This window comes from Halobellus inordinatus, from assembly GCF_024498335.1.
Lineage (GTDB): Archaea > Halobacteriota > Halobacteria > Halobacteriales > Haloferacaceae > Haloquadratum > Haloquadratum inordinatus.
In genome coordinates, this window is the sequence record NZ_CP101825.1 from 1,656,491 (window position 1) to 1,669,704 (window position 13,214).

Sequence of the window (13,214 nt, forward strand, 5' to 3'; positions counted from 1 at the left end):
TTACCACCTCATCGTTGTCGCCTTGGTGACGTCGACGTCGTCGAAGTTGCGATACAGCACCAGGATGATCCCGATCCCGATCGCGACCTCGGCGGCGGCGAGCGCCATCATAAACAGCCCGAACGTCTGTCCCGTCACGTTCCCCCAGACGTTGGAGAACGCGACGAGGTTGATGTTCGCGGCGTTCAACATTAGCTCGACCGACATCAGGAACAGCAGCGCGTTGCGCCGCGTCAGGATGCCGAACAGCCCGATACAGAACAGCGCGGCCGAGAGGAGCAGATAGTACTGTGGGGGGACCATCAGTCGTCGTCCTCCTCGAACAGGCTTTGCTTGAGTTCCCGTCCACCATCGGCCAGCAGTGACGATCCGCCCTGGTCGCCCTCGCGGCGTGCGAGGTGGATCGACCCGTCGAGCGCAACGTCGAGCGTGATGGCGATTATGATGAGTGCGGCGAGGAAGCTCTCACCGGCGATATCCCCGAAGTCGAGGTTGAACATCGCGTAGCCGATGCTCGCGACGATGCTCGCATCGCCCGCGAATCCTTGCGGATCGGGGAACGACGCCGAGAGTATCGTCGCGGCCATCACGACGAACAGTGCGACAGCAGCGAGGCCGGGAACGAGATGCGAACCCAGATTCAGTTCCGGTTTCGTGGTCATGTGCTACTCACCTCCGGTTGTGTACGCGTCAGCATCACGGCGAACGTGATGAGAATGAGAACCCCGCCGACGTAGACGAGGATCTGCATCGCGGCGAGGAACTCCGCCTGTAACATCACGTAGTGCACCGCGACGCTCAAGAGCGCGCCCCCGAGCAGGAGTGCGGAGTGCCAGATGTCCCGCACGAGGACGACGCCCAGGCTGCAGCCCACGGTCACGAGGGCGAACAGCGCGAACGCGATGGTTTCATAAACCATTGTGTTTGTCTCCTTGAGGTATCCCTTTGAACATTTCGAGAAGTCCGCGGGCGGCGCATACCGCCTCAGACGGACTTTGATCGGCGATCTGTCCCGCTGTGGAACGTCTCAACTCACTGGTAATCCACCTCGCCCTCGCCCTCGCCGATCCACGCGTCGCGGTCGGGTTCCCGGGAGTTGAGCGGGTCGATATCCTTGTACCACGGGACGTTCTTCAACTGCTCTTTGTTGTACACGAAGTCGTCCTTCGTGTCGGCAGTGAACTCGAAGTTCTGCGTGAGCAGGATGGCGTCGACGGGACAGACCTCCTCACACAGCCGGCAGTAGATGCACTGCCCGATGTGGAGGTTGTACTGTTCGCCGTTGCGCTGGTCGTCCTGCACGATCTGGATGGTGTCGTTCGGACAGACGTTCTCGCACTGTCGACACCAGATGCAGCGCTCCTGGCTGAACTTGTGGACCCCGCGGAATCGGGGGCTCACTTCGGGCGCGACGTCGGGGTACTCGACCGTGAACGTCTGCCCGTCCAGTGCGTGTTTCATCGTCGTTGCCATCGATTTGAGTACGCCAATCATGCTATCACTCCCACGATGATGGCCGTGAGTGCCAGGTTCGCGAACGAGAGCACGAGCATCCCCTTCCAGCCGACGTCGAGGAACTGATCGACGCGGAGGCGGGGAATCGCCGAGCGCGCCCACTGGGTGAACAGGTAGAACGCCCAGATCTTGATCGTGAACCAGATGAAGCCCGGCAGGATCGGTCCGGCCGGTCCACCCAGGAACAGCGTCGCGGCGAGCGCGCCGCCGAGGAAGATGTGGATGAACTCACCGAGGTAGATGAGGACGAAGTACACAGAGGAGTACTCCGTCTGGAACCCGGCGACGATCTCGGTCGGCGCCTCCGGCACGTCGAAGGGGTTCCGGCCGACTTCCGCGAGGTTCGCGATCACGAACAGCACGAACGCGAACGGATTGACGAACGCGAACCACTGCGGGATCGTGACGCCGGCGACGGTGAGAAGCGGTTCGGCCTGCTGTGCGACGACTTCGCTCATCTGCAGCGTCCCGGTGAAGACGACCACCGACGCCGCGGTGACGACGAGCGGAATCTCGTAGGCGATGTTCGAGGCGATCGCGCGCAGTCCACCGAGCAGCGAATACTTGTTGTTCGATCCGTAGCCCATCATCACAATCCCGAGCGAGGCGATCGAGGACGCGGCAAACGCGAAGACCAGCCCCGTCTCGGGGTCCGCGAGGTGGATGCCGTTGCCCATCGGGATCACGGCGAACCCGAGGAGCGCGGAGAACGGCACCAGAAGCGGGCCGAGGTCGTACGACGGCCGGTCGACGTCTTCGGGAATGATGAGTTCCTTCGAGAGCAGTCGGACGGCGTCGGTGACGATGGTGAGCAGTCCGAACGGTCCGATCCGGTTGACGGCGATCCGGTCGGTGAACGCGGCGGTGATTTTCCGCTTTGCCCACGGGCCGGCGATGGCCGTCTGCACCAACAGCAAGTTGGCGATGAGGAAGGCGCCGAGGAGTCCGCCGACGATCTGTCCGACCGTGCCGGAGAGCCCCAGCAGACCGGCGATCCGCTCGGGGAGGAGCACCTGTGACTGCAGCGGTACCATCAGCGGTCCACCTCGCCCAGCACGATGTCGAGGCTACCGAGCGATGCGACCATATCAGGGATGTACTCGCCGGCGGACATCTCCGGCAGCGTCTGGAGGTTCGAGAAGCACGGACTGCGGATCTTGAACCGCCCCGGCTTCTCGGTCCCGTCGGCGCGGATGTAGATCCCGAGTTCGCCCTTCGCGGCTTCGACGGCGCGGTAGATCTCCGTGTCGTCCTCCGGGCGCAGGGTCCGGGGAACGTTAGACTGGATCGTCCGCTCTTCTTCGGGCCAGTCTTCGAGGAGGTCGACGCACTGCTCGATGATCTTCGCGGACTCTTCGACCTCGCGAAGGCGGACGAGCAGCCGGCTGAAGTTGTCACAGCCGTCCTCGGTGATGACGTCCCACTCGAGTTCGTCGTAGTAGCCGTAGGGGTCGTCGCGGCGCAGGTCGTAGTCGATTCCGGACCCGCGTGCGACGGGCCCCGTCGCGCCGTAGGACTTCGCGACCTCCGGCGGCAGCACGCCCGTGTCGATCGTCCGGGCCTGCAGGATCTCGTTGGAGGTGATGAGGTCGTGGTACTCCTCGAGCGCCTCCGGGAGGTCGTCGAGGAAGTCCCGAATCGTCTCGAAGAACTCCTCGCGCGGTTCCGGAAGGTCCCAGACGACGCCGCCCAAGCGGAAGTAGTTGAACATCATCCGCTGGCCGGTGAGGTCTTCGAGGACCTTCTGGACCTTCTCGCGGTCCCGCATCGCGTACATAAAGATCGCTGTGAAGTCGCCGTAGACGTCCAGCGCGAACGTCCCCACTGCGAGCATATGCGAGGCGATGCGGCAGAACTCCGCGCCCATCGTCCGGATGATCTGTGCGTACTCCGGCACGTCGATGTCGTTGAGGTCCTCCGCCGCGCGCGCGTACGCCCACTCGTTCAAGAGCCCCGAGGACGCGTAGTCCCAGCGGTCGGGGTAGGGCATAATCTGGTGGCGGTAGGTCTTCGTCTGACACATCTGCTCCTCACAGCGGTGGAGGTAGCCGATGTCGGGATCGACGTCTGCGACCTGCTCGCCGTCTAGTACCGTCTTCACGTGCAGGACGCCGTGTGTGGCGGGGTGGTGCGGCCCGATGTTGACGTACATCGTGTCGCCCTCCTCCTCGCGGTGGTCCTCGGCGAGCGGGTTCTCCCACTCCGAGAGGGTGACGATCTGCGGTCGGTCCTGGTCGTAGTTCTCCGAGAGCGGGTGTCCCTGCCACGTGTCGGGCAAGAGAATGCGACGCAGGTCCGGATGGTCGTCGTACTCGACGCCGATCAGGTCGTAGGCCTCCCGCTCGTGCCAGTCGGCCGTCCGGAAGACCGGCTCGGCGGACTCGCTGACGGGGTTGTCCTTCGGTGCGGGCACGACGACGCTGACCTCCCGCTGCCGGTCGTCGAAGCTCGTGAGGTGGTAGATGGACTCGTACCGATCCTCGCGTTCTTCGGCGGTGACACACGAGAGGTGATCGAAGCCGGCCTCGTCGCGGAGTCGCGTCAGGGTCTCCTGTACCGCGTCCGGGCGAATCACGAAGCCGGGTGCGTTGACGTGTTCTTCGCGATCGACGACCAGGTCACCGAGCAGCTCGGCGATCTCGTCGCCCGCGGTCGGGAGCACTTCGACGGCTCCGTCTTCGGGTTCGGGTTCTTCTAAGCTCATGGCGAATCAGCCCAGTTGTACCGCATAACCAGGTCCTCTTCGTCGATCTGTTCGGCGAGTTTGTCGACGACTTCGTCGCGTTCGAGGTCGTCGAACTGTTCGAGTTCGTACGGTTTCACCGTCACCGGACTCGACTCGCCCTCGGCGATGCGCTGCTGGAGTTTCGCGACGCCGTAGATGAGCGCCTCGGGACGCGGGGGGCATCCGGGGACGTGGATGTCCACGGGGATGACCTCCTCTGCGCCCTTGATGACGTTGTAGCCCTCCTGGAAGGGGCCGCCCGAGATCGTACAGGAACCCATCCCGACGACGAACTTCGGCTCGGGCATCTGATCGTAGACGCGCTTCATCCGCGGGGCGAACTTCGAGACGATCGTCCCCGGGACGATGATGACGTCCGCCTGTCGCGGCGACGCACGCGGGACCCCGGCCGCGAATCGGTCGAGGTCGTGCTTCACCGAGTAGGTGTGCATCATCTCGATGCTGCAGCAGGCGATCCCGAACTGCAGCATAAACATCGACGAGCCGCGGACCCAGTTCATGAACTGGTCGAACTTCGTGAGGATGAACGGCGAGGAGCCGAACGCCTCCCGAAGTTTCGAGTTGAACCGGTTGTCCGCGCCCGAGCCCGTCATCCGGGCGTCTCGCGTCGCGGTCTGTACCTGCGTGTCGTCCGTGACGAATGGTTTGTCTCGTTCGCTACTCATGCGTTTCTCTCCGTCTTTTGGCGGTTCGCCAGCGGGCTTTTGACCCACTCGACGGCGCCGTTGCGCCACGCCCAGACCAGCCCGACGACGAGCACACCGATGAAAATCAGCATCGGCAGCAACACCGCCGTGAGGTCTGCGCCCTGCTCCAGCGCGGACCGGTAGATGACGGCCCACGGGAAGATGAGAACGGTTTCGACGTCGAATACGAGAAACAGCAGTGCGACCATGTAGTACTGGATGTTGATCTGGACGCGTGCCGTTCCTGTCGGTACTTCACCGCTCTCGTAGGTGGCGCGTTTACCTTGTTCTGGCACCGATGGGCGGAGTATCGCCGACACAGCCATCATCCCGAGTGGGATGCCGACGGCGACGAGCCCAAGGGCACCGATTGCGATCCATTCACTCATTCCGTAGTCTCCCTAACATCCGGCAGTTAGCAGGCCCCCCCCATAAGCGTTGATTTATACCTCGACTGAGGTGCTACTACTGAACTTCGCTGGCTGCGGACCCGACGAACGTTACATCGGGCTGGACAGACGGAATCGCAGAACGGCTCGGAAATCGGCTTTCGTTAGGACTCGTCGCGGCTCGCCACGTAGCCTTCGACCCCGAGGTCGTGCAGGTCCCGCGAGTCGCGGGCGACCGCCCCGACGAGCCCCTCGTGGTACTCGACCAGCCGGGATACGAGTTCGTCGTGCTCGCGCGCGAGAATCTGTGCGGCCGACAGCGCGGCGTTGAAGGACTTGCCCGCGTCGACTGCGACGATGGGCGCCCCGGTCGGCATCCCGATGACGGAGTCGACGGACTTCTCTTGGACGGGGACGCCGACGACGGGGATCGGATACGCGATGGACGCGGTCATATTCGGCAGGTCGGCGGACTTCCCGCCCGCGCCCGCGATGATGACGTCGAGACCGCGGTCGGCGGCCGTCTCCCCGTAGGCGTACATCAGTTCGGGCGTCCGGTGTGCGGAGACGACGTACGTCTCGTAGGTGAAGCGCGCGTCGGGCGCGTCGCCGAAGTCGGTCTGCTCGGCGAACCCGAGTTCCGAGAGCGCCTCGTGCGCGCCGCGCATCGTGTCGAGATCCGAATCCGACCCCATAATGATCCCCACGTCGGGCGTCGTGGCGGGATCGGCGTCGGCGTCGGCCTCCTCGTGAAGGCGGTCGATCAGGTCCTGTACGGTCACGTCGGAGTCGTCGTCGGGCGTGTAGTCGGTCATTGTCGATCGGGTTCTGCGGTGGTCAGTTCGTCACTCGAACGTCAGCGCGTCGCGTACGTCTCTCGCGTGCGCGAGGAGCTCGTCAGTGTCCGATTCTGCGGCCGCATCGAGTTCGCTCCCGCCGGTCAGCGTGACGTGGCCCATCTTCCGCAGCGGGCGCACCTCGTCTTTCCCGTACCAGTGCAGCGACGCGTCGGCGTCGCCCAGGACGGCTTCGACGTTGCCGAGCCGCGCTGGCTGGGGCTCCTCGACGGTGCCGAGGACGTTCGCCATCACGGTCGGGCATCGCAGGCGGGTCGAACCGAGCGGCCAGCCCAGGACGGCGCGGACGTGCTGTTCGAACTGGGAGGTTCGCGCGCCCTCGATCGTCCAGTGCCCGGAGTTGTGCGGCCGCGGGGCGATCTCGTTGACGAGGATCTCTCCGTCCTCGGTCTCGAACAGTTCGATGCCGAAGACGCCGCGCCCCGAGAGCGTGTCGAGGACGTCGCGGGCGACTGCCTCGGCACGTTCGAGCACCTCGTCGGTCGTCCTGGCTGGGAGGATCGTCTCCCGGAGGATCTCCTCCTCGTGGACGTTCTCGCCCGCGGGGAACGTGCGGACCTCGTCGTCGCCCTGGACGGCGATGACCGAGAGTTCGCGCGCGAAGTCGACGAACGTCTCGGCCATCGCGGGGCCGCCGACGGCGTCCATCGCTTCTTCTGCGTCTGCTGGGTCGGTGACGGGGACGTTGCCGCGGCCGTCGTAGCCGCCGGTGCGGGCTTTCAGCATCACCGCGCCGAACTCATCGAGCGCCGCGCGAAGGTCCTCGGCGTCGTCGATCTGCCGGAACGGCGGGACCGGGACGCCGGCGTCTTCGAGCGCGCGCTTTTGGACGAGTTTGTCCTCGATCGTCTCCAGCGTCTCCGGTGCGGGGTGAACCGAGAGGTCGAACTCGTCGGCGACGCGGTCGAGTAACGCCGCGTCGGCGAGTTCGATCTCGAACGTCAGCGCGTCGACGCGCGAGGCGAGTTCGCGGAACGCTTCGGGGTCGTCGAAGTCACCGACGATCTGTTCGCGGGCGACCGGCGCTGCGGGGCAGTCCGGCGTCGGGTCGAGGACGATCACATCGACGCCGAGCGGGGCGGCCGCCTCGGCGAGCATCCGTCCGAGTTGGCCGCCGCCGACGACGCCGAGCGTGGGGCCGGGTACGGTGACGTTCACGGGCGACGGTACTGGAGGATACTGAATAAACCTTGCCGAATCTCACGACGATATGTGCACGGACGTGGTTATTCGCCGCTGCCCACGCTGTCCGCGTTGTCCGCGCCGTCCCCACTCGTCTCCTCGATGCGCTCCGGGGCGACACGCTGGAGCGACTCGTCTTCGATGAACACGACGACGTCGTCGTTCCAGAGTCGGAATTTGTGCTCGAAGGCGGTGTAGCCGGGTAGTTCTGTGGCGACCTCGTCGCGGTCGTACCCCTTCGCGATGACGACCGGCGGGGCGTCCGAGAGCGTCGTCGCGACGTCTGCGTCGGGCGGCGAACTCGTGACGTTCGCGCCGTACCGTTCCAGATACCACGGCAGCGGCAGGCGATCGTGCCACGCGGGGCCGCCCGGCGGCGCCGTCGCGAGCGAGGACTCGTTGCGGACGTAGAACACCTCGCCGTCGTTACCCGGCGGTCGCGATCCGACGAACAGGACGTCAGTGCCGTCGTTCGCGGCCGAAACGTCGTCGACGATCTCCATTGTGGGCTTCAGCGAGTTCTCGGGCTGTGCCCACTGGAGGACTTTCTTGTCCTCCTCGGAGGCGGAGTTGAAGTACTCGGCGTTGGCCGCGGCGGCACCGCTGAAGGCCGCGAGCACGACGAGCGCTGCGAGGCCGACACTCACGGCGTCGCGAGCGGCGAGCGCCTCGCGTGCGGAGTCGACGATGAATCCGAGTCCGACGGCAGCGGGGACGGCGAGCGGGACGAGGACGTGGATCGCCGCCCACGGGGCCTGGATGTCGGTCGCGATCGGGTAGCCGAACAGCGACGCGGCGGCCCAGTACGTCGCGAACGTGACGAACTCGCGTGGGCCCTCACCACGAATTCCGTACCGATCGACGACGATTCCGAGGAGGCCGAACGCGAGCAGCGCCGGCGCCCCGTAGACGAGCGTCTCGACCAGATCGTAGAGGAACGGCAGGTACGCGTGATCCTGGTGGCTCCCCGAAGCCCACGTGTCGACGAACTTCTCGGCCGCGCCGACCGTGCCGGCGTCGGCGACGCTCGGAATCCGCGCCGGATCCCCGAACGCCTGCCACAGATCCGGGCGCGGCGCGTAGAAGAACAGCACGACTCCGAAGAAGATGACGAGGGCGACGACCGCCGTACCGAGAACGCGGGCGAGCGACGCTCGGGAGTTCGGTCCGTGCGCGAGGAGCCGATCGACCGTCGCCGCTCGCCAGCGGGCGAAGACCGCTCGGGTGGATTCCTCTCGTGCGCGCGCCGCGAGCAGTCGGTGATCCGCCAGCAGCGCCCCCGCTCCGAGGAAACAGAGGACGTAGAGGATAGCGTTCTCCTTCGTCGTGAACGCGAGGCCGAGCGACGCGGCCGCCGGGAACGCATAGCGGAGTCGCCCGGTGTCGAACCCGCGGACGACGAACCCGAGCGCGAAGACGGCGAACGCCGCCACGAGGACGTCGTTGCGCATAAACCGCGAGTAGTAGACGGCGAGCGGATTCAGCGCGAGCAGCGCGGCGAACGCGACGAGTTCGACGTTCCGGAGTCGCTCGCGGAACAGCCACGCGGCCAGCGGGAGCAGACCGCCGACGACGGCGACGGGAAACCGCGCGAGGAAGTCCGAGACCGGCAGCAGGGCGAACAGCCAGTCGTTGACGACCGGGAGGAACGGGCCGTGAACGATGGGACGGTACGTGTGGACGCCCGTCTCGTGGTACCGGAGGATCCAGTAGCCGACGCGGCCCTCGTCCCAGTGGAAGATCCGGCCGCCGAGAGCGACCAGACGGAGGACGAGCGCGACGGCGGTGAATCCGACGACACCGAGGAGGGCGCGGCGGCGATCGAACTGATGGTCCGCGCGGGACTGCGAGGAGACGTCCGTGGGAGCCTCGCCCGTCGGCTCTCCACCGATCGTCGCGTCGGCGGTCCCGCCCGACACCTCGTCGGGACTCATTGTCACTTCCTGATTCCCACGCGGTTACAACTCTTGTGTTTGCCGCTTTCTGGAGGACCGCCGCGCGCGACCGTGCCGATACCTCTTTGACGCCACCGTGGATCCGAAAGAGTATGACAACGCTGGGATTGGTGGTGACCGAGTTCAACTCCTCGGTCACCGAACAGATGGCGGCGGCCGCGCGCGAGGCGGCCGACGAACGGGACGCGACGATCGCGGAGACGCTCCAGATTCCCGGAGTGTACGACTCGCCGCTGGCAGCCGATCGGCTCGCGCGGCGTGACGACATCGACGCGGTGGCCGTCGTCGGCGCGATCGTCACGGGAGACACGGACCACGATCAGGTGATCGCCGACGCGGCAGCCCAGTCGCTGACTGACGTCAGTCTCGATCGGGACGTGCCGGTCACGTTCGGCGTCTCTGGTCCGGGCCAAAGCGGGGCCGAAGCGCGGGAGCGCGTCGACAAAGGTGCGGAAGCGGTAAACGCCGCGGTCGATATGGTGGAGACGTTGGTATGAGTTTCGACTTCGCAGCCCGCGTCGAACGGGTCGAACCGAGCGCGACGCTGGCAATCAGCAACAAGGCGAGCGAACTGGAAGCAGACGGCGTCGACGTCGTCGACCTCTCGGTCGGCGAACCCGATTTCCCCACGCCGGAGAACATCGTGGAGGCCGGCAAGGACGCGATGGACGCCGGACACACCGGATACACGCCCTCGAACGGCATCCCGGACCTCCGTGCGGCGATTGCCGAAAAACTCCGGAACGACGGCATCGACGCCGTATCGGAGGAGGTAATCGTCACGCCCGGCGGCAAGCAAGCGCTCTATGAGACGTTCCAGACTCTCATCGACGACGGAGACGAGGTCGTCCTCCTCGACCCCGCGTGGGTCTCCTACGAGGCGATGGCGAAGCTCTCGGGCGGCTCGCTCAGCCGCGTCGACCTCGCGCCCTACGACTTCCAGCTCGAACCCGCGCTCGACGACCTCTCGGAAGCGGTTTCCGACGACACCGAACTGCTCGTCGTCAACTCCCCGTCGAACCCGACCGGCGCGGTCTACTCCGACGCGGCGCTCGAAGGCGTCCGCGACCTCGCGGTCGAGCACGACGTCACCGTCATCTCCGACGAGATCTACCAGGAGATCACCTACGGTGTCGAGCCCACGAGCCTCGGCTCGCTCGACGGAATGAGCGACCGGACGGTTACTATCAACGGCTTCTCGAAGGCGTACTCGATGACCGGCTGGCGGCTCGGCTACGTTCACGCGCCCGAATCGCTCATCTCGCAGGCGGCGAAACTGCACTCGCACTCGGTGTCGTGTGCGGTCAACTTCGTCCAGCACGCCGGACTGGAAGCCATCGAGAACACCGACGAGGCCGTCGTGGAGATGCGCGACGCCTTCCGCGAGCGTCGTGATATGCTCGCCGGCCTCTTCGAGGAGCACGGCGTCGACGTCCCGATCGGCGACGGCGCGTTCTATATGATGCTGCCCGTCGACGACGACGACCAAGAGTGGTGCGCCGGCGCGATCGAGGACGCCCACGTGGCGACCGTCCCCGGCTCGGCGTTCGGCTCGCCCGGCTACGCCCGGATCTCCTACGCCGCAAGCGAGGAGCGACTCCGCGAGGCCGTCGAGCGACTCGCCGAGCACGACTACATCTGAGCGGCGAACGCTGGCAATCTGCCCACCACGACGCGTATTGTGAGCGGGTAGCCGCTTCGCTCCGCCCGCGAATTTTTATACGATACCGACGCCACTCGTAGACGTGCACGTCCGGGATCTCCCCGTCTCCGCGGCCGTCCGCGGGCACTACCGCGACTCGGGGATCGACGAACTGTACCCGCCGCAAGCCGCCGCTGTCGACGCCGGCATCACCGAGGGCGCGAACGTGGTCGCCGCGATTCCGACGGCGTCGGGAAAGACGCTGATCGCGGAGTTGGCGATGCTGACCGCCGACGGTCCGGCGCTGTACGTCGTCCCGCTGCGCGCGCTCGCCCGCGAGAAGTACGAGTCGTTCGCGGAACTCCCCGGCGTCAGCGTCGGTATCTCCACGGGCGACTTCGACTCGCCGGCCGAGGAACTCGGCGACGAGGACATCGTCGTCGCGACCGCCGAGAAGGTCGACTCCGCGATCCGCAACGGCGCGTCGTGGGTCGAAGACCTCGCCTGCGTCGTCGTCGACGAGGTCCACCTCCTGGGTCGCCCGCGCCGCGGCCCGACGCTCGAAGTGACGCTCGCGACGCTGCAGCGGCGCGCGCCGGGCGTCCAGATCGTCGCGCTCTCGGCGACCATCGACAACCCCGACGACGTGGCGGACTGGCTCGACGCCGAACTCGTCGAGTCGACGTGGCGGCCCGTCTCCCTCCGCACGGGCGTCTACGCCGACGGCTCGGTCGCCTTCGACGACGACAGCACGCTCGCGGTCGACGTCGACGCCGACGACGAACGCGACGATCACGACACCGAAGTGACGGCGGCACTCGTCGCCGACGCGATCGACGACGGCGGCCAGTGTCTCGCGTTCGTTCGCTCACGCCGGGAAGCGGAGGCGCTCGCGACGCGATTGGCGCAGGAAGACCTCGTCGCGCCCGGATCAGCCCAGACGACGTTGGACGGTGCCGCGTCGGGAGCTACGTCGGCAGCGGACCTCGCGGACGACATCCGCGACAGCGGCGCCACCGAGACGGGCCGGCGACTGGCTGCGGCGGTCGAATCCGGCGTGGGATTCCACCACGCGGGGCTCGTGAGCGAGCACCGCGCGCTTGTCGAGTCCGCGTTCCGAGATCGGACGCTCGGCGTGATCTGTGCGACGCCGACGCTGGCGGCGGGCGTGAACGTCCCCGCGCGCCGCGTCGTCGTCCGCGACCTCGAACGCTACACCGGCGAGGAGATGAGTCCGCTGCCGGTCCTCGAAGTCCACCAGATGTGCGGCCGCGCCGGCCGCCCGCACCTGGATCCGTACGGTGAAGCGGTCCTCGTCGGCGACGAGCGCACGGCGGACCGGCTCTGGGACCGCTACGTCGACGCCGGCCCCGAAGCGGTCGAGTCCCAACTGACCGCGCGCGAGGCGCTCCGCACCCACGTCCTCTCGGTGGTCGCCTCGGGGTTCGCCGACTCGAAGCCCGGCGTGCTCGACTTACTCGATGCGACGTTCTTCGCGCACCAGTCGCCCGACGTCGACCTCTCCGGCCTTCTCGACGACGTCGCCGACGAGTTGGCCGCGATGGACCTACTCGACGTCGGCGCCGCGGATGCCAGCCCACCCAGCGAGCGCGACGGCGACGCCCTCGCTGCGACCGACCTCGGTGCGACGGTGTCGCGCCAGTACGTCCGCCCCGAGACCGGCGCGCGACTCGTCGCGGCCGTGCGGGCGATCGAGTCGATGGCCGCCGCCGACGTTACCGCCAAAACCGCGCTCGGGGCCGTCTGCGCGACGCCGGATATGCGCGGGACGTACCTCGGGAACCGCGAACGCGCCGACATCTATCGGTACGCGACGCGGCACGCCGCGGAGTTCACGACCGCGCCCGACGAGGCCGACGACTTCGAGGCGTGGCTCTGTGCGGTCAAACTGGCGCGTATCCTCTTGGAGTGGAGCGAAGGCGCGACGATCGAGACGCTCGTCGAGCGGTACCGGATCGGACCGGGCGACGTCGAGTCCCACGTCGAACGCGCGACGTGGCTCCTCGGGGCCGCCGACGCCGTGGCGCGGACGCTCGAAGCGGATGTCGACGTCTTCGAGCGCGTGCGACACGAGCTCGGAGAGTCCGGAGACGACGCCGAGAACCCCGACCGAAGCCGACCGTAACGAGGGCCGGGTGGTCGGCTCGGAGTCCAGACAGTGAACCCCACGCAGTCCGCTGGATTCGCCTGCCCGTACGCGATTCGGCGACGAAATTTATCA

The 13,214-nt window shown here is 66.6% G+C and carries 14 protein-coding genes; 3 read left to right on the plus strand and 11 right to left on the minus strand.

The window, feature by feature from the left end:
• The 11 genes from nuoK to NO362_RS08610 form a co-directional block, all read right to left on the minus strand.
• Positions 1-303, minus strand: a complete 303-nt coding sequence (nuoK, locus tag NO362_RS08560; protein ID WP_121568376.1) for an NADH-quinone oxidoreductase subunit NuoK — start codon at positions 301-303, stop codon at positions 1-3.
• Positions 303-662, minus strand: a complete 360-nt coding sequence (locus NO362_RS08565) for a proton-conducting membrane transporter (protein WP_256544897.1) — start codon at positions 660-662, stop codon at positions 303-305. The genes nuoK and NO362_RS08565 overlap by 1 nt, the downstream gene beginning before the upstream one ends.
• Positions 659-919 (minus strand): NADH-quinone oxidoreductase subunit J, encoded by a 261-nt coding sequence (locus NO362_RS08570; RefSeq protein ID WP_089768442.1) that lies wholly within the window; start codon positions 917-919, stop codon positions 659-661. The genes NO362_RS08565 and NO362_RS08570 overlap by 4 nt, the downstream gene beginning before the upstream one ends.
• 113 nt (positions 920-1,032) lie before the next feature.
• Positions 1,033-1,494, minus strand: a complete 462-nt coding sequence (locus NO362_RS08575; protein WP_121568378.1) for a NuoI/complex I 23 kDa subunit family protein — start codon at positions 1,492-1,494, stop codon at positions 1,033-1,035.
• Positions 1,491-2,549, minus strand: coding sequence for a complex I subunit 1/NuoH family protein (locus NO362_RS08580; RefSeq protein WP_256288374.1), 1,059 nt, complete (start codon positions 2,547-2,549; stop codon positions 1,491-1,493). Before NO362_RS08580 ends, NO362_RS08575 begins: the two co-directional genes overlap by 4 nt.
• Positions 2,549-4,219 (minus strand): NADH-quinone oxidoreductase subunit D, encoded by a 1,671-nt coding sequence (locus NO362_RS08585; RefSeq protein ID WP_256544898.1) that lies wholly within the window; start codon positions 4,217-4,219, stop codon positions 2,549-2,551. The genes NO362_RS08580 and NO362_RS08585 overlap by 1 nt, the downstream gene beginning before the upstream one ends.
• Positions 4,216-4,926, minus strand: a complete 711-nt coding sequence (locus tag NO362_RS08590; protein ID WP_121568381.1) for an NADH-quinone oxidoreductase subunit B — start codon at positions 4,924-4,926, stop codon at positions 4,216-4,218. Before NO362_RS08590 ends, NO362_RS08585 begins: the two co-directional genes overlap by 4 nt.
• On the minus strand, positions 4,923-5,336 hold the full coding sequence (locus tag NO362_RS08595; protein ID WP_256544899.1) for an NADH-quinone oxidoreductase subunit A: 414 nt from the start codon (positions 5,334-5,336) through the stop codon (positions 4,923-4,925). Before NO362_RS08595 ends, NO362_RS08590 begins: the two co-directional genes overlap by 4 nt.
• Positions 5,337-5,500: 164 nt before the next feature.
• Complete coding sequence (purE, locus tag NO362_RS08600; RefSeq protein ID WP_256544900.1) at positions 5,501-6,151, minus strand: 5-(carboxyamino)imidazole ribonucleotide mutase; 651 nt, start codon at positions 6,149-6,151, stop codon at positions 5,501-5,503.
• Positions 6,152-6,181: 30 nt separating this feature from the next.
• Positions 6,182-7,351, minus strand: coding sequence for a 5-(carboxyamino)imidazole ribonucleotide synthase (locus NO362_RS08605; protein ID WP_256544901.1), 1,170 nt, complete (start codon positions 7,349-7,351; stop codon positions 6,182-6,184).
• Positions 7,352-7,419: 68 nt separating this feature from the next.
• Entirely contained in the window at positions 7,420-9,309 is a 1,890-nt protein-coding gene (locus tag NO362_RS08610; protein ID WP_256544902.1) for a flippase activity-associated protein Agl23, read from the minus strand.
• A gap of 113 nt (positions 9,310-9,422) precedes the next feature.
• Between NO362_RS08610 and ribH the strand changes: the two genes are divergently transcribed.
• From ribH to NO362_RS08625, 3 genes are all read left to right on the plus strand, one after another.
• Positions 9,423-9,827: a 6,7-dimethyl-8-ribityllumazine synthase gene (gene ribH / locus NO362_RS08615; RefSeq protein ID WP_256544903.1), complete on the plus strand. Its 405-nt coding sequence runs from the start codon at positions 9,423-9,425 to the stop codon at positions 9,825-9,827.
• A complete protein-coding gene (locus NO362_RS08620; RefSeq protein WP_256544904.1) occupies positions 9,824-10,972 on the plus strand; it encodes a pyridoxal phosphate-dependent aminotransferase in 1,149 nt (382 codons plus the stop codon). The genes ribH and NO362_RS08620 overlap by 4 nt, the downstream gene beginning before the upstream one ends.
• Positions 10,973-11,075: 103 nt before the next feature.
• Positions 11,076-13,118 carry a DEAD/DEAH box helicase gene (locus tag NO362_RS08625; protein WP_256544905.1) on the plus strand — a complete coding sequence of 681 codons (2,043 nt, stop codon included), beginning with the start codon at positions 11,076-11,078 and terminating at the stop codon, positions 13,116-13,118.
• Positions 13,119-13,214: the final 96 nt, after the last annotated feature.

Bases quoted from the DNA above. Each gene is read 5' to 3' on its own strand.
- nuoK (WP_121568376.1), bottom strand. From the start codon at position 303: ATGGTCCCCCCACAGTACTATCTGCTCCTCTCGGCCGCGCTGTTCTGT.
- NO362_RS08565 (WP_256544897.1), bottom strand. From the start codon at position 662: ATGACCACGAAACCGGAACTGAATCTGGGTTCGCATCTCGTTCCCGGC.
- NO362_RS08570 (WP_089768442.1), bottom strand. From the start codon at position 919: ATGGTTTATGAAACCATCGCGTTCGCGCTGTTCGCCCTCGTGACCGTG.
- NO362_RS08575 (WP_121568378.1), bottom strand. From the start codon at position 1,494: ATGATTGGCGTACTCAAATCGATGGCAACGACGATGAAACACGCACTG.
- NO362_RS08580 (WP_256288374.1), bottom strand. From the start codon at position 2,549: ATGGTACCGCTGCAGTCACAGGTGCTCCTCCCCGAGCGGATCGCCGGT.
- NO362_RS08585 (WP_256544898.1), bottom strand. From the start codon at position 4,219: ATGAGCTTAGAAGAACCCGAACCCGAAGACGGAGCCGTCGAAGTGCTC.
- NO362_RS08590 (WP_121568381.1), bottom strand. From the start codon at position 4,926: ATGAGTAGCGAACGAGACAAACCATTCGTCACGGACGACACGCAGGTA.
- NO362_RS08595 (WP_256544899.1), bottom strand. From the start codon at position 5,336: ATGAGTGAATGGATCGCAATCGGTGCCCTTGGGCTCGTCGCCGTCGGC.
- purE (WP_256544900.1), bottom strand. From the start codon at position 6,151: ATGACCGACTACACGCCCGACGACGACTCCGACGTGACCGTACAGGAC.
- NO362_RS08610 (WP_256544902.1), bottom strand. From the start codon at position 9,309: ATGAGTCCCGACGAGGTGTCGGGCGGGACCGCCGACGCGACGATCGGT.
- ribH (WP_256544903.1), top strand. From the start codon at position 9,423: ATGACAACGCTGGGATTGGTGGTGACCGAGTTCAACTCCTCGGTCACC.
- NO362_RS08620 (WP_256544904.1), top strand. From the start codon at position 9,824: ATGAGTTTCGACTTCGCAGCCCGCGTCGAACGGGTCGAACCGAGCGCG.